This window comes from Natrinema sp. LN54 (genome assembly GCF_052439245.1).
GTDB classification, from domain to species: domain Archaea; phylum Halobacteriota; class Halobacteria; order Halobacteriales; family Natrialbaceae; genus Natrinema; species Natrinema versiforme_A.
Window position 1 is genome coordinate 579,835 of sequence record NZ_JBQVRP010000002.1, and the last position, 18,409, is coordinate 598,243.

The following is an 18,409-nucleotide window of genomic DNA, read 5'->3' on the forward strand; positions in this document are numbered from 1 at the left end:
GATGCGCGTGATGATCACGATCCAGCACCCCGGCCACGTCCACTTCTTCCGCCATCCGATCGCGGAACTGGAAGCCGCGGGCCACGAGGTCCACGTCTTCGCTCGCGAGAGCGGCGTCGCCGTCCAGTTGCTCGAGGCCTACGACATCGACCACGAGGTACTGGCCGGCGAGTCGGACTCGCTGGTCTCGCTGGCGGCGGTGCAGGCGACCTACGAGATGCGACTGCTGCGGCGGGCGCGGCGGATCGATCCGGACGTGATCACGGCCATCGGCGGCGTCGCCGCCGCCCACGTCGCGTCGGTGCTGCGCACGAAGAGCCTCGTCTTCTACGACACCGAACACGCGACGCTCATCACGCGACTCGGCTACCCCTTCGCGGACGTGATCTGTACGCCGGCGTGCTATCGGGCGGAGATCGGCTCGAAACACGTGACGTATCCGGGCTATCACGAACTCGCCTATCTCCACCCCGATCGGTTCGAGCCCGATCCGTCGGTGCTCGAGGCGGTCGGCGTGGCTCCAGAGGACTCGTTCGCCGTCGTCCGGCTCAGCAGTTGGGACGCGTCCCACGACGTGGGTCACGGCGGGTTCGACGACCCCCGCGAGGTCGTCGACCGACTCGAGGACGCGGGGCTGCGGGTCCTGCTCACGGCAGAGGGGGAGCCGCCGGACGACCTCGAATCCTATCAGTTCGAGACCTCGCCGGACCGAATGCACGATCTGCTCGCCCACGCGGACGTCGTCCTGAGCGAAGGGGCGACGACCGCGGCGGAGGCCGCCGTACTCGGCACGCCGGCGGTCTACGTGAACCCGCTCTCGCTGGGCTACACGACGGAACTCGAGGAGGAGTACGGCCTGCTCTTCGAGTACGCCGGCGAGACGAGACATACCCGCGGGCTCGAGCAGGCGGTCTCGATCGTCGAGGAGCCGGCCGACACGTGGGAGCGCCGTCGCGAGCGCCTGCTCGCCGACCGGATCGACGTCACGGATCTCGTCGTTCGACAGATCGAGACGCTCGCGCAGGCGCGCACGTCGGAGCGCTCCGCTCCCGCAGCGAATCCGGGCTAATCATGAAGGTACTGCAACTGGTCACCTCGTCGCGACCGTTTTTCGAACAGCAGGTCTCGGCTCTCGAGGACCGCGGCGTCGACTGTACGGTCCTCGAGGTCCCCGGCGAACACGAGGGGGATTCGGGCCGGACGCCGACGAATTACGCGCGGTTTTATCCCGACATCGTCTCGGAGGTCCGCTCGACGTCGTACGACCTCGTCCACGCGAACTACGGCCTCGTCGCGCCCTTCGCGCTCGCCCAACCGACCCGTCCGGTAGTGTTGACTCTGTGGGGGACGGACCTCATGAGCGACCGGTCGTGGCTGCGGTCGTGCAGTCGGTACGGCGCCCGCCGAGCGGACGCCGCGATCGTTCCGAGCCGGACGATGTCCCGCGACCTCGAGACCGAGCACGAACTGATTCCCTTCGGCGTCGACACCGACCTGTTCCGACCGATGTCGCGGGCGCAAGCGCGCGAGCAGGTCGGCTGGGAGACCGACCGACCGATCGCGCTCTTTCCCTACGACAGGACCCGATCGGTCAAGGACTATCCGCGGGCGCAACGGCTCGTCGAGCGGGCCGACGCCGACATCGAACTGCGAACGGTCTCCGGCGTCGATCACGCCCAGATGCCCTACTACATGAACGCGAGCGATGCCCTACTCGTCACGTCACGGCGCGAGAGCGGCCCGATGGTGGTCAAGGAGGCCGCCGCGTGTAACCTGCCGGTCGTCTCGACCGACGTCGGCTTCGTCGGCGAGACGATCCGCGGCGTGAGCAACTGCGTCGTCAGCGACAACGACGGTGCCCTCCTCGGCGGCCTCGAGCGGGCCGTCGAAAACGGCGGTCGATCCGACGGCCGCGAGTCGATCGACGGGCTCTCCGTCGACTCGCTCGGCGACCGTCTGCACGGACTCTACCGCCGCGTACTGGACCGGGACGACGGGACGGGCTACCCGACGGGGGTCAGCCATGACGTATAGATCGCTGTCGGAACTGCGGCCGCTGCGACTCGACACCGTCGCTGCGATCGGCGGGTTCCTGCTCGCAGCGGTGTTGCTCCCGTTGCGACTGCTCTCGTCGCAGATCTACCTCGAGACCGTGCCGGTCGTCCTCGGCACCGCCTGTGCGCTGTATCTGCTCTCCCTGTATCAGGGCGACGACGCGGGGGCGTTCCCGACGCTGCCGTCTGCGGTATCGATGGCGCTGCCGAGCGTCGTGCTGGCCGGACTCGCCGGGCTCGTGGCCCTGACGGTCGTACAGGGGGCGCGAACGCCCCTCTTTTTCGGGCTGGCGAGCGTTGTCGGGACCCTCGTTATCGGGCAGATCATCTTCGCGAGCGACCACGATCTTCACCCCGGGCTGTTGCTCCTCCAGATCGTCTGTTTCGCCTTCGTCTTCCGGTTTACCGCGCTGTACGCGACGCCGGGATACATCGGAATCGACATCTGGACCCACCACTCCTTCGTCGAGTCGATCCTCTCGGACGGGTCACTGAGCGCGATCTCGCACGACAAACACTACGGCTCGCCGTTCTATCACCTGCTGGTCGCTGCCTCGTCGCTGCTGTACGACGTCCCGATCCGCACTGCGCTGTATCTCTCCGTCGGGCTCGTGATGCCGCTGTCGGTCCTGCTGATCTACGCGACCACGAACCTGCTCGTCTCGACGCGCTGGGCGGTGCTGGCGACCGCGTTCTACGCCTTCGGGAGCCACGTCGCGCGGTGGGGGGTGCATCTCATCCCCACGAGTTTGGGGCTCGTCTTCTTCCTCGCGATGCTGTACGCCCTGATCCGGGTGATGCGAATCGAGTACACCATCCGGGACTTCTCGCTGCTCCTCCTGTTGAGCGTCGCCGTGATCCTCACCCATCAGGTGTCGACGTTCATCATGCTCGTCCTGTTGCTCGCGGCGTTCGTCGCGCAGGTCCTGTTCGTGATTGGTCCGTTCGGGCTCACGCGACTCGACACGAGCGTCTTCCGGACGAAAAAGCCGGTCAACCTCGTCGGCCTCGTCGTCTTCAACGCCGGGCTGACGATATTCGTCTGGTCGCTGACGCCGTACGGCGAGGGCTCGTTCCTCGAGACGGTCCTGTTGTATCTCGGCGAGACGATCGAGGAGAGCGCCGGGTTCCTCAACACGGCGGGCGGATCCGCCGAGGCGGCCGACGCGGGAGCGGAGGCCACACCGACGCTGGTCGAGCAGATCGTCCCCTACGTCGATACCCTCGGCTTCCTGTTCCTGCTCGGGGTCACGTTCGTCGGCTGTCTGTACGTCGTTCACAGGCGACGCGCCGAGCAGTCGGTGTTTACCCTCCTGCTGGCGGCGGCCTTCATGCTCGTGTTCGTCCTCGGATTGCCGATGTTCGGCATCCGGAACTTCATCCCGACGCGCTGGTTCGCGTTCCTCTACGCGCCGATGGCCGTCCTCGGTGCGATCGGGGTACGGACGCTACGGGGCAGCCTGACGCCGGCGCTCGTCGTCTCCGTCCTGTTACTGGTCGTGCTCGTCTATCCGGGCGCGATGATCCTCGCCGTCGAGAGCAACGCCGATAATCCGGTCTTTTCGGATCACCACGAGCGACTCGCCTACGACGAGTCGGAACTCGCCGCAGTCGAGTCGATCGCCGCGCTGACCGGCTCGCCGGACGGCGACGAGATCCGTCCCGACCAGCAACTCCACACCGACCACCCGTATCAGACGCTGTTCAGTCGGACCGGCGCGTATCCGTCCACGACGACCGCGACGGTTCCCGAAGGCGGTGTCGCGGATCACGGGTACACGGTCTATCGATCCGAGCAATCGACCGACGCGACGTACGTCACGGACGACGACGGGAACGCGCGGATCGAACAGCTCTCTCGGACGCAACTCTGCCGACCGGAGCAGGGCACGGTCTACACGAACGGAGACGTGACGATGTGTACGCCCTCTCCGGCAGGTAACTGACGGACCTCCCCTCTCGCCATCCTCTGCGACGCCGCTCGAGTTTCGTTTCGATTCACTGTGAGCCATCCGCTACGACGAGTGACCTCAAGGGTCCCAGTCCCCGACCCGCTGTCGGGAACGATGGTTTAGCCAGTCGATGCGACCGACAGTCCGTAGCCGCCTTTCCCGCGATCGTCGTCCTCCCGGTCGGCTGGTCCTCCCGATCGGATGATCTCTCGAGGGCGAGAACGGAGCGATCACTGCCGTTCGTTCGATACGATGACTACCACTCAACGGCTCGAGCGTCGAAACGTCGATGCGCTGTGATTCGCGTTACGGCTCGTCGCCTCGAGCCGCCGTGCCGTCTCCGACTACTGGCTACTCGCCGGTCACTGCCGGCTTCGGTCGCGCCACGCTCGCCAGAGATCGGCCGCGACCGGCGCACCGTCGAACAGCCAGATCGCGACGACGGACAGTCCCAGCAGGGACTGGAACGCGACCTGTGGCGTCAGCCCGTCGGTGAGGAGCTGGTGAACGTACCGAAAGAAGTACCGCCTGAAGTGGTCGATGAAACCGCTTTGAGATCCCACAGGCGGCGACGCAATCGGCCAGAGGACGATCCGAGGGTCGACCACTTCTCCCCTGAGAACTCGGTTGAGAATGTCGGCAATCGGGTGTGAGACCAACGCGACCGAGAAGGCGCTCGCGAGCGTTCGGTCGCCCAGCCGAGCGGCCACTGCGTACGCCGCGAGACAGACGAACGGCGCGACGAAGATCGAGTGGCCGACCGAGTAGCCGGTCTCCGTGATCCCGATCGTCCAGGCGAGTGGCTTGTCGAGGAGGTCCGGGAACTGCGAGCCGACGGCGATGGCGATCGTCTCGCCGGCCGACGGCGACCGCCGGAACACCACGTTCGTCGTCAGCGAGTACAGGACGTACGCGAACGCGAGGTGCTCCCACGGCCACATCTATTCCACCTCGATCGGCAGGTGCATCGTGCGATAGGCGGACTCTGTCGTCGGCTCTGCCGGCGCCTCGCCGTTGTAGAGCAACAGTGTCAGCCGGAGATCGTCCCCTCGCATCGACGGCGTGATCTCGAGGGTCTGTTGTCGCGACTCCCCGTCGGCAACCGTCGCCGTCCGTCTGTCCATCTCAGTCGACTCGTGGACGGTTACGTCGTCCCCGTCGTCGCTCACCCGCTCGAGCATCACGACGGTCGTGTAGGTCCGTTCCTCGTGTTCCTGATTCGTGATCGTCGCGTTCAGTTCGTGGCGCTCTCCCGCGCTGTATGTCGAGTCGTACATCGTTTGGGTCTCGCCGGAGACGTTCTCCGTTTCGACCGAGACCTCCGTGAACCCGTCGTGCTGTGGCGGGTTCGCGAGGGCGAAGCCACCGCTCACGACCAACAGGAGCAGCCCGGCGGCGATAGCCACGTTGTACGGACGACAACTGACCCGCTGATAGGGGCTGGGCCGCCCGGGAGCGAAGAACGGGGACCCGGACGGGAGCGCGGGAACGAACCGTCGATCGGGCGGACAGCGGTAGCGAGCGCCGATCGCGGCGAGTGCGAGGAGCACGGTGAGCACCGCGAGCGCGGAGAGTACCGGTTCGAGGGCTATGCCCCTAGGGGTCGCGGTCGAAAAAAGGGTAACCGCTGGAACGACCGCGACACTGGATACGACTGACAGGATCGCTCGCTCGATCGACTCGAGTCCGCCACTGACCAGCAACGGATTTCCGAGCCCGGTTTTCTCGTCGTCGAAGGACTGGTACTCGTCGTTCGGTTCGTCCGGAAAGAGGGCCGAGACGAGCGCATACCCGGGAAGAAAGAGGACGAGCGGAACCGTCAGAGCTATTCGTCCGACGCCGCCGATCCCTGAAAGAATCCCGAGCGTGAGCGCGCCGGTGACCGCGATGACGAGTGCTTGATCGACAAACCACCAGTTGGTGTCGCTCATTACGTCGTCAGTAGGGGGTAAGAGCGGTTTATTATCGCCACGATAAGCCCCGATCCACCCGGTCGGTCCGACGGCCGTCTGACGCGGAACTATAACGAACACGACACAGAATACGAGTCCATAGCTTTCGGTTCTTTGTGACTGTCATAGAACCGTGAACGAATCGAAATTCGGGATGATGTTTTGAAATACGTGCAGCGTAATCGCTCGAAATAAAGGACCTATCCGATATTCCAGATCCTGATATCAGGCCCTATTATCGAGAATATCTGGGTTTTAAAATCACGAAAAAAGAAATCACATACTATGAAAACACGTAAACTGTGTATGTCTCAGGTATACGGTTTCTACCATTTATTACCCTCTTCTGAATAGGGGGGATTGGCGCAATGAAAGCGAAACATATCAGCTCTGAAGAGCAGGACGAGCAGGGTGTGAACGACGACGCTCAGGGCGCAGATGAGACGGCTGATAGTCCCTCGGAGGAGCCCGCGTTTTCGAAGGACGAAATCTTTCATCTCCTGCAAAACGAACGCCGACGGATGGTCCTCCGGTATCTCCAAGGGACTGACGGAGCCGTACGCATGCGCGATGTCGCAGAGCAGGTCGCGGCGTGGGAGCACGATACGACCGTCGAAGACCTCACGTCCACGCAACGACAGCGCGTCTACATTCCGCTCTATCAGTCTCATCTCTCGAAGCTCGATGAGGCCGGCCTGATCGAGTATCAGCAGAACCGCGGGATCGTCGAGCGACAGCCCCTCGCCGATCGCGTCGACCAGTACCTCGAGTTTGATTCGACGGACGAATCAGCCGACGAGCAGGGGTCCGACGACGGAGAGTGGGACGACTACTACATCGTTACGACCGTCCTCTGCTACGCGGTCCTCCTCGGTGCAGTGATCGAACTCCCGTTCATCTCGTTCCTCTCGGGCATCGGCCTGAGCGCGCTGATTCTGTTCCTCTTTACGGCTCTCACTATCAGTCGCGTCATCGACTAACCCACGGACGACGCGCTTCTGTTCTGACCGACCGCCTGACGACGCGAGTCCGCTGAGTACAGTTACGCGATGAGAACGGAGATCGAGACGAGACCGATAGAGACGAGTAGGAATCCGATCGAGATCGCCGTCAACACGGTCGCAGCGAAGCGACCGGCCTCACTCGGGTGGGGCGGTGTCCGTTCGACGAGCCCCTGCGCTTCGTCGAACTCGATGGCCCCTGACGCATCGAGTGACGGCAGTCGATCGGCGTGCAGTCGCTCGTGGACGACGGCCCACGTTTCGATCGACGGCTGTGCCGGTTCCACCAGCGTATCGGCGACCTCGTCGACGGTCACGGGCGTACTCATCCCCTCGAGGACGGCGAGGAGCGCGCCGTCGGACTCCGGAAGGAATTCCCCCGCTGGATAATCGTCGTCGTCCTCGCCCGTCGAGGGGACCTCACCCGGGGCGTGAACCATCGTCAGCCCAGATATCCCATGCGGATCCCCAGCGTCCGCTTCGTCGGACTCGTCGGACGAAGAGCGAAACCAGGACGGCGTCAGACGCATATTCCACGCTAAAATCCCTTGGTATATAAGTATTCTCACGGTTCACCGCCCGTAAACGAAATAAAGACCCGTTAGAGCGGTTTCCGGCAGCAATATCCGATCCCGAGACGGTCGACCGATCGGGGGAGTCCCTGAGACGACGTGTTCAGCTCAGGCAACTATCGGCTCCGACGGGCGCAACCACGGCTGCAGTTGCGCTCTCGCGTCCGACCAACTCTCGAGCCATCCCCGGAGGTCGGTGAGCCTGAGTTTATGTCTGGCCGGCAGGTCGTGGACGTGCTCGAGGTCGGAAAGCAGGCGGCGGTCGAGGTCGTGTCGGTCGAAGAGCGTCTTCCGGTCCGGCCACGGCGGTTCGAACGACGAGAGAAACGGTGTCTTCCGCCGGACGAACCCTTCGACCTCGTTGAGCAGCGTCGCATCGTACGGTCGATCGGGCGGTCTGTGCCGCAAGATATCGTCGTCGAGTTGCTCACAGGCCCGGAGGAACGTTTCGGTCGTTCGGTGTTCCGGCGGCGCCCGGAGGTGCCAGTCGATCAGTTCGCGGTCCGTCGCCGGAAACGACGTCACGAAGTGATCGGCGAGGTGCGTATGGAACGGCATCGACGGTTGGTTGGCGATGCCACAGCAGGTGAGCGCGTTCTGGATCGTGTCCGCACGACCCCGTCTCCGGTCGAACTCGTCGCCGATCGCGTCCCTGACGAACGATTCCGGATCCGCATCGAGGGACGTCAACTCGGCGAGTTCGAGGCTCGCCTCGCGGCTGTAGCCGAACTTCTCGAGGAGCACCTCCACGGGGTCCGGATCGGACTCGAGCCGGCCGGTCGGGACGGTTTTTCCGAGGACGTCGACGGTCTCCGAGGCGGTGAAGTGGCCGCGCAGGAACGTGTCACAGAGGAGGCCGTGATACATCGTCTCGACCTCGATCTCGTCCGTGTAGCCGGCGTGGTGGATGTGCAAGGACTCCTTGATCCCCTGTGAGTACCGCGTCTTCGACTCGTCGGCGCGGAGATAGCGCTCGTCGGGCGGGAACGCGGTATGGCTCGCGCCGTACTGGGCGGCGAGGGCTCTCGCGCCGCGGACCTCCTGTGCGTCTAACGATCCCACCGTGTAACTGCGGTCGATGTCGCCGACCTGCGAGAGGATGATCCGCGAGTCGTAGCCCGCCGAGAGAAGCACGCCCGTTCGACCCGGCAGCGACGACCGTCGGCCGAGCGCCCGCTCGAGGCGGTCGGCGAGTTCGTCGACCGGATCGAACTCCCGGGACGGCCGCGGATCGTAGACGAACCGCTCGAGCGAGTCGACCGACGCGGGCGTCAGCAGACTGTCGAGCGGCAGCCGATTCAGTTCCTCGACGGCCGTCTTTTCGCCGAGGGTCACGCCCAGATGCAGGAACTCGAGGACGCCGTCTCGGTGGAGCGTCGGGTCCGAAATCGTGCGGCCGACCGCGGCCGCGTCGGTTCCGAAGACGCGCGTCCCCGGGTCATCGGTATAGAAACACTCCCGGGACCGGACGGGATCCGTCGCGACGACCGCGTCGCCGTTCGAGCCGGCGTCGAGCACGGCGAGATACGACCCGTTGAGCGTGTCTACCGCGTCGCGTCCGTCAGTCTCGTAGTGCTCGAGGAGCCAGCGAGCCGCGTTCCGTTCGTCGCCGGGAACGTACGCCTCGCCCCAGATGAGACAGCACCCCTCCTCGCTCGCGTAGGTAGCGCTCCAGCCGGGTGCGCCGAGATCGGGGTCCCTGATCCCGACCGTGACGGCCGGTCCGGCGAGCACCTCGTCGAAGTCGTCGCTGGATCTGAACCGCTCGAACGCGTCGATACCGCCGAATACACCGAATAGTTCCCTGTTCATCGTCGAAGACCACCTCGAGACGGCGTACGATCACAGTCCGGTGGAGTCGAGTTGACGACTCGCCGCACGTACGCCTCCGTGGAACAGCATCGGACGGTCGCTCAATTACTATGGGACTGTTAAGCGCCGAGCCGGCGCGTACAGGACGAATTGAACCGGTCTCGATGTCGCCTATCAAATCTATAATAATGGGATCACCGTGGGTAGCTTCGGCCCGCCAATGACACGAAACCGCGCGACACGACGTCGGTTCCTCGCACTGTCGGGTGCCGCCGGACTCACCGGAATGGCCGGCTGTGCGGACCGATTCAAGTCGGCGTCCGACGAACTTAGCGGTAACTCATCGGACGACTCTTCGGGCGATCCCGACGACTCGGCCGTGCCGGGACTCACCGACGGGGTTCCGCCGCTCGAGACCGAGTTCGACAGCCGAGAACGGTATCGCCAGCCGGGAGAGTCGTTCGACGACTTCAGCGACCTCGATGCGTGGACCGTCGGTCGGGGATCGGGCGAAGCGGACACGGACGTCGTTTTCGACGGCGAACAGAGCTTCAAGCTCCAGTCGAACGGCAGCGAGAACATCATTGCTCAGCGGAGCCTCGAGGGCGAGGACCTGACCGAAACCGACCTCTCGTTTGCGGTCCGGACGACGACGCCCCAGAGCCTGGCGGTCAACCTGCGCCTCGTCGACCAGTTCGGGAGCGAGAAGGTGTACTCGCTCCGCGAGATCACCTACCGGTCGCCCGACGTGGGCTGGTTCCGCTCGAGCCCCGGCGTCTTCCAGCAGAGCGAGTACGAACCCGCGCTGGATCACCTCGATCGACTCGAGATTCAGGTGCTTCACTCCATGTCGGAGGCGGAGATCTGGATCGACGACCTGCGGACCCACGATACGCCCGATCAGGGGTACGTCATGCTGAGCTGGGACGACGGCACGCGGGACTACTACGAGACGGCCGCGCCGCTGCACGACGAATACGGGTTCCCGGCGGTGCAGGCGGCGGTGCCGCGCTGGGTCGAACGGAATCAGGACGGGACCATGTCGGTCTCGGAACTGCAGGAGCGCCAGGAGGCTGGCGATCAGATCGTCGTCCACGGGACACACAACCCCATTCACGAACTCGACGACGAATCGGCCATCGAGGCGCGACTCAGACAGGACAAACGCTGGTTCGTCGACAACGACTTCGAGGGGGCGAACTACATCGTCTACCCGCACAACAGTTACGACAAGACGAGCCTCGAGTACGCGACCGACTACCACTACTGCGGCGGGTTCAATCAGGCCGGCAACGTCAACACCACGAACGTCTACGGCTTCGATCCGCTGGCGCTGCCGCGGACGATCGGCCACGACCTCGAGATCTCGAAGCGATGTGTCGATCTCGCTGCCCAGCACAACCAGTGTACGGTGTTGAACTTCCACACGTTCGACGCGTCGAACACGATGCCCGAGGCCGACTACGAGTCGTTACTCGAGCACATCGACGGCGCCGATGTCGAGGTCATTACCTTCGACGACCTCTGGCGACTGCGGACGAGTAATAGTTGAACGGCGACGGTCGGCGTCACATCGCGACGCTGTTCGGAGGCTGTTTTCGACCGTCATCAGGTCGAGGTTCAGCGCCAGCTATGGTTCCGTTTCGGGCTGAGAAGGGCAGTCACGACGGAAGCTCGTCGCGACGGAGACACGGGGAGTTCGACGGCGAGTCAGCAGTTCGTCGAGAGCGTGAGCCGATCGATGTCGGTCGAGCCGTCGTCGTCGACGACGCGCAGCGCGACCGGGTGGTCGCCGTCGGCGCTGACCGTCACCTCGACCGTCTCGCCGGTCTCGTCGAACGAGCCGTGGTCGCCGATACACCACTCGTAGCGGACGAGTTCGCCGTCCGGATCGTCCGAGTTCGAGGCGTCGAGCGTGACCGTCTCCCCCGGCTCGAGGGCCGATTCGGAGCGCCACGTCGGGAGAAGGTCGATCCGAGCGACCGGGGACTCGTTCGACGCCGCTTCCTCACCGTCCGAGTCGTCAGTATCGTCGCCCGACTCGTCGTCCGCCGGTTCCTCGTCGGGTTCGGATTCCGACGGCTCCTCGCCGGTCGGGTCGTCGGAAGCGCTCCCGGTGTCGGACTCGTCGAGCAGGAGTTCCCCCTCGAGCAGTCGCTCGACGATCGCCGTGTGCCACTGGACGCGGGTCTCGAGTTCGACATCGGTCGACAGCGTCTCCGCGAGGAACCCGTCGGCGTTCAGGTCTCGAGCGGTCTTGTGCGCGAGCAGGCCGGACGGGTCGGTTTCGGGTTCGGAGAACGGGCCGATCTCGAAGGCGAGCTCGGGGTCGTCCACGGCGGTCCGCGTGACGTAGTCGGCGGCATCGGCGGCGGCGTCGGTGGCCGCCTCGCCCGCGGAGTGGAAGATCGCCTGTCCGACGCCGTCCATCGGATCGCCCGCGTAGATGCCCGTCGACTCGTGCAGGTCGACGATCACGTCGGGGTCGTATTCGCTGACGACGTCCCAGATGGCGCGTGCGAGTTCCGTTTCCGGCGTCTCCGACTCGGGGAACTGCCGGTTGAGGTTGTTCCCCTCGGCGTCGTTTCTGGTCCCGCGCTCGATCGCAGCGGCGTTGGCCTCGGGGATCGCGACGAGCGTGCCCGCGTCGATCGTCCACTCCGCGATCCGGCCCGCGGCCGTGTAGCCCGCGACCTCGTTTCCGTGCATCCCGCCGACGACGACCGCCGTCGGCCCCTCGGCGTCCGCGGTCGTCACGTACGCCGTCGTCTCCTCCTCGGTCCCCTCGCGTAGGACGATGGACTCTCGAGAAACGGTTCCCTCGTCGTTCTGTGCCGAATTGCCGACGACGCTTGCGACGCCGGCGCTCGCGAGTGCGAAACCGCTAGTGAGAGTCAATACCGATCGCCGTGAGAGTGTATCGCGTCTCATCCGTCCGTCCCGTGGATGTGGGCCGGGTTTACTACAGGTGTGATAACCGCTGGAAACGATACCGTTGCGCTCGTGCAACGGTCTGTGCCGATAGAACCGACCGACGAAGCCGTTTCAGATCGGCAACGGTAGCCGGGAACCCGGTCGGTTCACCGAGAGAGCGTCCGCCGACCGAGCGTGGCCGCGACCAGTAGGGCGACGAGCGTCGCGGCGATCGGCAGCGGCCGCCGCCGAACGCCGGAACCGGCGACCCAACAGATGCCGGGATACGTCCGCGGCGACACCGCGGCGGTCCTGAGATACCACGCGCCCCGCAGAAACCGCCCCTCCGCGACGTACCGCTTCGCGAGGACGAGCGCGTGGCTCGAGCGGATCTCGTACCCCTCGTCCTCGAAGCGCTCGACCTCGTCTTCGTACGTCGAGAGGTACTGCTCGCTCGCGTTCGCGATAACATCTGCCGACGGGTAACCGGTCTCCTCGCGGCGCACGAGCGCTTCGTCGACGTAGGCGAGTTTCCCGTGCTCGAGCACTCGCAGGCAGAACTCCGGGTCTTGAAACCGGTCGAGGTCCTCGTCGAAGCCGCCGGCCGCGCTGGCGACGTCGGTGCGGACGAGCAGCGTCGACCCGGCCCCCGGCTGGACGTTGTCGGCGAGGATCTCGCCGACCAGTTCCTCGTTGCCCTCCCGCGTCGGCTCGTCGTCCGAACGGGCGAGCACGGACGCGGCGACCGACCGAAGCCGGCCGCCCGTGCCGGAGAGGTCGTACGTCGAATCGCAGTAGACGCCGACCCAGTCGTCCGAGCGCCCCTCCAGGGCCGCGAACTGGCGCTCGAGTTTCTCGGGGTGCCACTCGTCGTCGGAGTCGAGGAAGGCGACGTACTCCCCCCGCGCGTGCTCGAGGCCCGTGTTCCGGGCGACGTTCGCACCCCGGTTGGTCGCGTGGACGACCGGTCGAACGCGGGGATCGTCGTAGGCGGCCAGCACCGAGTCGGTGTCGTCGGTCGAGCCGTCGTCGACGACGACCACTTCGAGATCGTCGATCGTCTGCTCGAGCGCGCTGTCGATCGCGCGCGAAAGCGTGGCCGCTCTGTTGTACGTCGGGATGATGACGCTGACGCGAGTCATTTCCCCGACCTTCCTGGGTATAGCGGATTATTATCGCGTGGATAAACGCCGCGTCCGGACGGTATCGGCTGTGAGAGGCTGCCCGGCCGATCGCACAGCGTCCGCGAGCCGACTGGCCTCAATCGGCGATAGACGCACTAATGACTGTATAAGCAAGAGCGATCGCTCCGTCGACGCGGTCGATGACGAATCGAAACCGCCGATCGTTCGTAACCACGGTTGCAGCGGCCGGAACGCTCGGACTCGCCGGCTGCCTCTCGCAGGTGCGCGAGTGGCGCGGCGCGGACGGCGAGCCGGCGTCGACGCAGTCGAACGACGAGACCGACGGCTCCAGTGCCGATGCTGGTTCCGGGGACCGTCCGGACCTCCCGGGGAACTCGATCGACGGCTTCGAAGCCCTCGACGAGTGGACGGCGATGATCGACGCCGGCGACCTCGAGGCCGAGACGGAAGCGCCGTACGCCGGCTCTCAGTCGGCCCGCCTCACGGCCACAGAGGAGACCGAGTACGCGGCCGTCTACCGGACGATCCCCGACGGGCTGGATCTGCGCGAGACGACGCTCTCGCTCGCGACGAAATTCACCGGCCGCGATCAGCTCCGGCTCACGCTCGAGTTGTTCGCGCCGAACTCGCGTGACTCCTACGCGGTGCAGCGAACGCTCACCGGCCCGACCGATCGGTGGGTCCGCGTCGACTTCGGGACCGACCGCATCGACGGCCAGCCCGACCTCTCGGACGTGCGCGAGATCCGCCTGACGGCCCGCCGTCGCGGCGATCGCTCCGGCTCGATCGACTGTCTGGTCGACGACCTCCGGGCGGTCGACCGGCCTGAAACGGGCAAGGTCGTGTTCCTGTTCGACGGGACCCTCGAGAGTCACGCGACGCGTGCCGCCGACCTGATGGGGTCCTACGGGTTCGCGGGGGTCGAAGCGGTCATCCCCGAAGCCGTCGGCGAGGGCGGTCGGCTCACGCTCGATCAACTCCACGACCTGCACGACGCGGGCTGGGACATGGCGGCTCGCCCGCGGACGGGCTCTCGATTCCTCCACGAGTACACCCCCGAGAAGCAGGAGGGAATGATCCGGCGGACGAAGGCCTTCCTCGAGAACCGCGGCTTCGAGGACGGCGCGAACCACTTCGTCACGCCCCGGAACGTGCTCGGCCCGAACGGCCTCGATCTCGTCCGGGAACATCACGAGCAGGCGTTCCGGTTCGGCGGCGGCCCGAACGGCCTGCCGCTCACGGACCCCCACAACGTCGGCTTCTTCTCCGGTGCCGCCGGCGAGGAGACGAAATCGTACGTCGACTTCGCGGCCGACTACGGCCAACTCGCCGTCTTGCACTTCGAACACATCGGTGCGGACGGGCTGAGCGAGGGCGCGTTCGCGGACCTCCTCGCGTACGTCGACGCGCGGGACGTCGACGTCGTCACCGCAACCGACCTGCTGGAGGGAGCATGACCGCACACGACACGGGCGGTCCGGATCGGTTCGGTGGCAGCGACGAGCCCGAACTCGAGCACGAACTCGAGCGCGCGACCGAGGCGACGCGCCGCGCCGCGTCCGGGGGTGTCCGCTGATGTACCGGGGCGCGAGCGTCGGCGTCGTGCTCCCCGCCTACAACGAGGAGGGGTTCGTCGGCGACGTGATCCGCGAGATGCCCGCCTATATCGACCGGATCTACGCGATCGATGATCGATCGACCGACGGGACCCTCGACGAGATCCTCGAGGCCGCACGGGACGACGCGGACGACCGCGAGCGCCGAGGCGGTCCCGACGAACCGATCGACCCGCTCGTGGCCGACGGCGGCGCGTCCGCGCTCTCGAGTCGCGCGACGGTTCGCGACGCCATCGGCCGCGTCGTGCCGATCGAGCACCGGGAGAACCGCGGTGCCGGCGGCGCGATCAAGACCGGCTACCTCGCCGCGCTCGCGGACGGCGTGGACGCGACGGTCACCGTCGACGCGGACGGCCAGATGGACCTCTCGCAGCTGCCGCGGCTCCTCGACCCGATCGTCGAGGGTGAGGCCGACTACGCGAAGGGCAACCGGCTCCTCTCCCGGGAGTACCGAGCGGCGATGCCGCGCTTCCGCTTTCTCGGGAACGCGATCCTGACCTTCCTGACGAAGATCGCGTCGGGCTACTGGAAGACGATGGATCCCCAGAACGGGTACACGGCCATCTCCCACGACGCGCTCACGGCGATCGATGTCGAGAACCTCTACGAGTACTACGGCTACTGCAACGACCTGCTGGTCAAACTGAACGTCCGCGAGATGCGCGTCGCCGACGTGGCGATGCCGGCCGTCTACGGCGAGGAGGACTCGAGTATCACCTACTCGCAGTACATCCCGAACGTGTCGAGCATGCTGCTTCGCGACTTCCTGTGGCGGCTGAAGACGAAGTACCTCGTGTTGGACTTCCACCCGCTCGCGTTCTTCTACCTCGTCGGCGCGGGACTGGCAGCGACCGGCGTCCTCGCCGCCGGCGTGGCGCTGTTCGCGACGCTCTCGACGGTCGGCCCGACGGTACAGGGATCGACGATCCTGCTCCTGCTCGTCGCCGGTGTCGCCTTCCTCCTGTTCGCGATGGTGTTCGACATGGGAGAAAGCGAACACCTCGAGCGACAGGTGCAGTAGTCGCGACCGTTACTCCGCCGGTTTGCGTCCGGTGATCGACGCGGATACGATGTACTCGTCCAGATCGCGGTCGCCGCCCCACTCGCGAAGGAACTCCTGTGTCTCGTCTTCGGGTTCGATTCGAACGTCCCTGAATCCCGCTTCGGTGAGCAGCGACTCCAGTTCCCCGACCGGTGCTGCTCCGCCGATACACTCGGCGACGGAGTCGAGGTCCGCACGCAGGTCGGCGGGAAGCGGCGCGCTCAAGACGACGTCAGAAATCGCGAGTCGTCCTCCGGAACGAAGCACTCGATAGGCCTCGTTGAAGACTCGGTGTTTGTCGGGTGAGAGGTTGAGGACGCAATTAGATATGATGACATCGACGGTACCGTCTCCCGCGGGAAGGTGTTCTATTTCCCCAAGCCGAAACTCTACGTTCTCGGTATCGCTTTCCGCGAGATTCTCTCGAGCCGTTTCGATCATTGCCGGCGTCATGTCGACGCCGATTACGGCGCCGTCCTCGCCGACTTCGGTCGCGGCGAGGAAGCAATCGAACCCACCGCCAGAACCGAGATCTAGGACGGTCTGTCCCGGGTCCAGATTCGCAATCGCGGTCGGATTCCCGCATCTGAGGCCGAGGTTTGCTTCCGTTGGTGCCGCCGCTATCTCATCGGCGTCATATCCCACCTCCGCTGCCCACTCTTCCGAAGGTTTCGTTCGTACAACAACCGGTCAGTGACGCTTCGTTCTCCTCGGTGTTCGACCGGTTCTCCGTCTCGCTACAGCACTCGGTCGCCGTATTCGACCCGCAACTCTCCTCGTCGCTCGCCACTTCGGTGTATCGGTCACGGACCGTCTCGCGTTGTTCGTTAGCGGTGAATGTCGACTCGTCTTCTGATGCGGTGTTTTCGGACATTGGTAGTCTCGTAAGTCGTTTTAAATCCGGTCTGCACGCAGTGCTCGTTTAGAGGGCCGATTCGTCCTCGATCTCTCCGATCGTGTTGTATTATCCTCCTTTTCTGGTTTCTCAGGCGATAACGAGGTTGAACGTCAATCCGACGGCGATACCGATGGTGATGACGGTGCCGGCATAGACGAGCAACAGTCGTCGTTTGAACAGTTTGTTCAGGAGTATCAGGTTCGGAATACTCACGCCGGCGCCGCCGATGACGAACGCGAGAACGGTGCCGACAGCGATCCCGTGTTCGCTTAAGGAGGCCGCGATGGGTAACATTCCGCTGAGGCTGACGTAGACGGGCGCGCCGGCGAGTGCGGCCAGCGGAACGGCCAGTGGATTCCCGGACCCGAGTACGGTCTGAAGCAGGTCCGCGGGGACGGCCCCGTGAATCAGTGCTCCGATCGCCATCCCGACGATGAGGTAGGAGAGCGTGTCGACGAAGAACGACCACGCTTCACGTGAAGCGGTCTTGAAGTGTTCCGCGTGGGTGGGTTCGGCGTTCGCCGTCCGTCCGGCACAGCACTCGACGGAGCCACCGTCCGTCGCGACGGTCTCGTCGGCATCCGCGAGACGGACCTCCTTCACCTGATCGGCCAACCCCAGCTGTCCGATGACGACTCCGCCGACGACGGCCGCACTGAACGTCATGACGATGTACCAGACGGTCACTTCGACGCCGAACAGGCCGACGAGCAGTACCACGGCGATCCAGTTGACGAGCGGCGACGCGAGCAGGAACGAAAAGGCGAGTCCGAGCGGCGCACCCGCCTGCAGCAGTCCGGCCAGGATAGGGACGGTCGAACACGAACAGAACGGCGTCACTGATCCCAGTCCGGCCGCAGCGATATTTCCGGCGCCGTCGTCGTGGCCGCGCAGCGTTCGTTCGACTCGTTCCGGCGGCAGGTACTCCTGGGCCAGACCGACGAGGAACGATGCTCCGACGAACAGGGGTACGAGGACCACCGCGAGGTGGACGAAGTACTCCCCCGAGTCGATGGCCGCGTCGGCGATAGTCGGTGGAATCATCGTGTCTCGTCTCAGTTACTCGTTAATCTGAACAGCGTCCGCGAGGTCGAGCAGTTCGAACACCGCGGTGTCGGCGATCCGGTAGTAGTTCCACTTTCCCTTCTTCCGGGACTTCACTAGGCCCGCTTCTCGCAGCGTACGGAGGTGCGTCGCGACCGTCGACTGCGGCGCGTCAAGGACGACCTGTAACTCACAACCACAGCATTCGGACTCGCGCAGTGCCTCGAGTATCCGGAGTCGCTTCTCGTTTCCGAGCGCCTTGAAGACGGTTTCACGATCAGTCTGGTCCCGTTCGGACGGTCGGATCTCCTGCAGGTCGGCGATTCGTTCCTCCGGATCGTCGTACAGTCGGTCGAGCGCGTCGTAGGCGCCCTCAGGTAGTGAATTCGAATTGGACATCAGTTTTCG

17 protein-coding genes are annotated in these 18,409 nt (G+C 65.0%); 8 read left to right on the forward strand and 9 right to left on the reverse strand.

Translation table 11 applies throughout. The features are described 5' to 3' along the window. Position 1 precedes the first annotated feature (1 nt). Genes ACT4ML_RS08110 through ACT4ML_RS08120 form a run of 3 tightly spaced genes read left to right on the forward strand, consistent with a single transcriptional unit; the run spans position 2 to position 4,000 of the window. Positions 2 to 1,069 carry a DUF354 domain-containing protein gene (locus ACT4ML_RS08110; protein ID WP_444720401.1) on the forward strand — a complete coding sequence of 356 codons (1,068 nt, stop codon included), beginning with the start codon at positions 2 to 4 and terminating at the stop codon, positions 1,067 to 1,069. A 2-nt stretch (positions 1,070 to 1,071) separates the two neighbouring features. Next, positions 1,072 to 2,034: a glycosyltransferase gene (locus ACT4ML_RS08115; RefSeq protein WP_444720402.1), complete on the forward strand. Its 963-nt coding sequence runs from the start codon at positions 1,072 to 1,074 to the stop codon at positions 2,032 to 2,034. After that, on the forward strand, positions 2,024 to 4,000 hold the full coding sequence (locus ACT4ML_RS08120; protein ID WP_444720403.1) for a hypothetical protein: 1,977 nt from the start codon (positions 2,024 to 2,026) through the stop codon (positions 3,998 to 4,000). The genes ACT4ML_RS08115 and ACT4ML_RS08120 overlap by 11 nt, the downstream gene beginning before the upstream one ends. Before the next feature lie 368 nt (positions 4,001 to 4,368). On the opposite strand, the gene ACT4ML_RS08125 is transcribed toward ACT4ML_RS08120, so the two are convergent. Next, positions 4,369 to 4,947: a metal-dependent hydrolase gene (locus ACT4ML_RS08125; RefSeq protein WP_444720404.1), complete on the reverse strand. Its 579-nt coding sequence runs from the start codon at positions 4,945 to 4,947 to the stop codon at positions 4,369 to 4,371. After that, a complete protein-coding gene (locus ACT4ML_RS08130) occupies positions 4,948 to 5,937 on the reverse strand; it encodes a DUF1616 domain-containing protein (protein ID WP_444720405.1) in 990 nt (329 codons plus the stop codon). A 389-nt stretch (positions 5,938 to 6,326) separates the two neighbouring features. Between ACT4ML_RS08130 and ACT4ML_RS08135 the strand changes: the two genes are divergently transcribed. Beyond that, on the forward strand, positions 6,327 to 6,938 hold the full coding sequence (locus ACT4ML_RS08135; protein WP_444720406.1) for a DUF7344 domain-containing protein: 612 nt from the start codon (positions 6,327 to 6,329) through the stop codon (positions 6,936 to 6,938). A gap of 62 nt (positions 6,939 to 7,000) precedes the next feature. Here ACT4ML_RS08135 and ACT4ML_RS08140 read toward each other — a convergent pair whose 3' ends face one another. Both ACT4ML_RS08140 and ACT4ML_RS08145 read right to left on the reverse strand, forming a co-directional pair. Next, positions 7,001 to 7,399: a hypothetical protein gene (locus ACT4ML_RS08140; RefSeq protein ID WP_444720407.1), complete on the reverse strand. Its 399-nt coding sequence runs from the start codon at positions 7,397 to 7,399 to the stop codon at positions 7,001 to 7,003. 240 nt (positions 7,400 to 7,639) lie between these two features. Beyond that, entirely contained in the window at positions 7,640 to 9,343 is a 1,704-nt protein-coding gene (locus ACT4ML_RS08145) for a hypothetical protein (protein ID WP_444720408.1), read from the reverse strand. 220 nt (positions 9,344 to 9,563) lie between these two features. Between ACT4ML_RS08145 and ACT4ML_RS08150 the strand changes: the two genes are divergently transcribed. Then, positions 9,564 to 10,895, forward strand: coding sequence for a polysaccharide deacetylase family protein (locus ACT4ML_RS08150; RefSeq protein WP_444720409.1), 1,332 nt, complete (start codon positions 9,564 to 9,566; stop codon positions 10,893 to 10,895). A 158-nt stretch (positions 10,896 to 11,053) separates the two neighbouring features. On the opposite strand, the gene ACT4ML_RS08155 is transcribed toward ACT4ML_RS08150, so the two are convergent. Then, positions 11,054 to 12,274 carry a PKD domain-containing protein gene (locus ACT4ML_RS08155; RefSeq protein ID WP_444720410.1) on the reverse strand — a complete coding sequence of 407 codons (1,221 nt, stop codon included), beginning with the start codon at positions 12,272 to 12,274 and terminating at the stop codon, positions 11,054 to 11,056. Positions 12,275 to 12,423: 149 nt separating this feature from the next. After that, positions 12,424 to 13,398 (reverse strand): glycosyltransferase family 2 protein, encoded by a 975-nt coding sequence (locus ACT4ML_RS08160; protein WP_444720411.1) that lies wholly within the window; start codon positions 13,396 to 13,398, stop codon positions 12,424 to 12,426. Between the two features lie 182 nt (positions 13,399 to 13,580). Between ACT4ML_RS08160 and ACT4ML_RS08165 the strand changes: the two genes are divergently transcribed. The 3 genes from ACT4ML_RS08165 to ACT4ML_RS08175 are packed head-to-tail and all read left to right on the forward strand — an operon-like array spanning position 13,581 to position 16,038. Then, entirely contained in the window at positions 13,581 to 14,858 is a 1,278-nt protein-coding gene (locus tag ACT4ML_RS08165) for a polysaccharide deacetylase family protein (RefSeq protein ID WP_444720412.1), read from the forward strand. Further along, positions 14,855 to 14,977: a hypothetical protein gene (locus ACT4ML_RS08170; RefSeq protein WP_444720413.1), complete on the forward strand. Its 123-nt coding sequence runs from the start codon at positions 14,855 to 14,857 to the stop codon at positions 14,975 to 14,977. The genes ACT4ML_RS08165 and ACT4ML_RS08170 overlap by 4 nt, the downstream gene beginning before the upstream one ends. Then, positions 14,977 to 16,038 carry a glycosyltransferase family 2 protein gene (locus ACT4ML_RS08175; protein ID WP_444720414.1) on the forward strand — a complete coding sequence of 354 codons (1,062 nt, stop codon included), beginning with the start codon at positions 14,977 to 14,979 and terminating at the stop codon, positions 16,036 to 16,038. The genes ACT4ML_RS08170 and ACT4ML_RS08175 overlap by 1 nt, the downstream gene beginning before the upstream one ends. A 9-nt stretch (positions 16,039 to 16,047) precedes the next feature. On the opposite strand, the gene arsM is transcribed toward ACT4ML_RS08175, so the two are convergent. From arsM to ACT4ML_RS08190, 3 genes are all read right to left on the reverse strand, one after another. Then, positions 16,048 to 16,704: an arsenite methyltransferase gene (arsM, locus tag ACT4ML_RS08180; protein ID WP_444720415.1), complete on the reverse strand. Its 657-nt coding sequence runs from the start codon at positions 16,702 to 16,704 to the stop codon at positions 16,048 to 16,050. Positions 16,705 to 17,044: 340 nt separating this feature from the next. Beyond that, positions 17,045 to 18,001, reverse strand: coding sequence for a permease (locus ACT4ML_RS08185; protein WP_444720416.1), 957 nt, complete (start codon positions 17,999 to 18,001; stop codon positions 17,045 to 17,047). A 15-nt stretch (positions 18,002 to 18,016) separates the two neighbouring features. After that, on the reverse strand, positions 18,017 to 18,400 hold the full coding sequence (locus ACT4ML_RS08190) for a metalloregulator ArsR/SmtB family transcription factor (protein WP_444720417.1): 384 nt from the start codon (positions 18,398 to 18,400) through the stop codon (positions 18,017 to 18,019). Between the last annotated feature and the right edge of the window lie 9 nt (positions 18,401 to 18,409).

What these genes read in the sequence shown, in the direction of transcription:
- ACT4ML_RS08170 (WP_444720413.1), top strand. Translation starts at nt 14,855, where the DNA reads ATGACCGCACACGACACGGGCGGTCCGGATCGGTTCGGTGGCAGCGAC.
- ACT4ML_RS08145 (WP_444720408.1), bottom strand. Translation starts at nt 9,343, where the DNA reads ATGAACAGGGAACTATTCGGTGTATTCGGCGGTATCGACGCGTTCGAG.
- ACT4ML_RS08150 (WP_444720409.1), top strand. Translation starts at nt 9,564, where the DNA reads ATGACACGAAACCGCGCGACACGACGTCGGTTCCTCGCACTGTCGGGT.
- ACT4ML_RS08155 (WP_444720410.1), bottom strand. Translation starts at nt 12,274, where the DNA reads ATGAGACGCGATACACTCTCACGGCGATCGGTATTGACTCTCACTAGC.
- ACT4ML_RS08185 (WP_444720416.1), bottom strand. Translation starts at nt 18,001, where the DNA reads ATGATTCCACCGACTATCGCCGACGCGGCCATCGACTCGGGGGAGTAC.
- ACT4ML_RS08130 (WP_444720405.1), bottom strand. Translation starts at nt 5,937, where the DNA reads ATGAGCGACACCAACTGGTGGTTTGTCGATCAAGCACTCGTCATCGCG.
- ACT4ML_RS08125 (WP_444720404.1), bottom strand. Translation starts at nt 4,947, where the DNA reads ATGTGGCCGTGGGAGCACCTCGCGTTCGCGTACGTCCTGTACTCGCTG.
- ACT4ML_RS08165 (WP_444720412.1), top strand. Translation starts at nt 13,581, where the DNA reads ATGACGAATCGAAACCGCCGATCGTTCGTAACCACGGTTGCAGCGGCC.
- ACT4ML_RS08115 (WP_444720402.1), top strand. Translation starts at nt 1,072, where the DNA reads ATGAAGGTACTGCAACTGGTCACCTCGTCGCGACCGTTTTTCGAACAG.
- ACT4ML_RS08175 (WP_444720414.1), top strand. Translation starts at nt 14,977, where the DNA reads ATGTACCGGGGCGCGAGCGTCGGCGTCGTGCTCCCCGCCTACAACGAG.
- ACT4ML_RS08110 (WP_444720401.1), top strand. Translation starts at nt 2, where the DNA reads ATGCGCGTGATGATCACGATCCAGCACCCCGGCCACGTCCACTTCTTC.
- ACT4ML_RS08190 (WP_444720417.1), bottom strand. Translation starts at nt 18,400, where the DNA reads ATGTCCAATTCGAATTCACTACCTGAGGGCGCCTACGACGCGCTCGAC.
- ACT4ML_RS08160 (WP_444720411.1), bottom strand. Translation starts at nt 13,398, where the DNA reads ATGACTCGCGTCAGCGTCATCATCCCGACGTACAACAGAGCGGCCACG.
- ACT4ML_RS08120 (WP_444720403.1), top strand. Translation starts at nt 2,024, where the DNA reads ATGACGTATAGATCGCTGTCGGAACTGCGGCCGCTGCGACTCGACACC.
- ACT4ML_RS08135 (WP_444720406.1), top strand. Translation starts at nt 6,327, where the DNA reads ATGAAAGCGAAACATATCAGCTCTGAAGAGCAGGACGAGCAGGGTGTG.
- ACT4ML_RS08140 (WP_444720407.1), bottom strand. Translation starts at nt 7,399, where the DNA reads ATGGTTCACGCCCCGGGTGAGGTCCCCTCGACGGGCGAGGACGACGAC.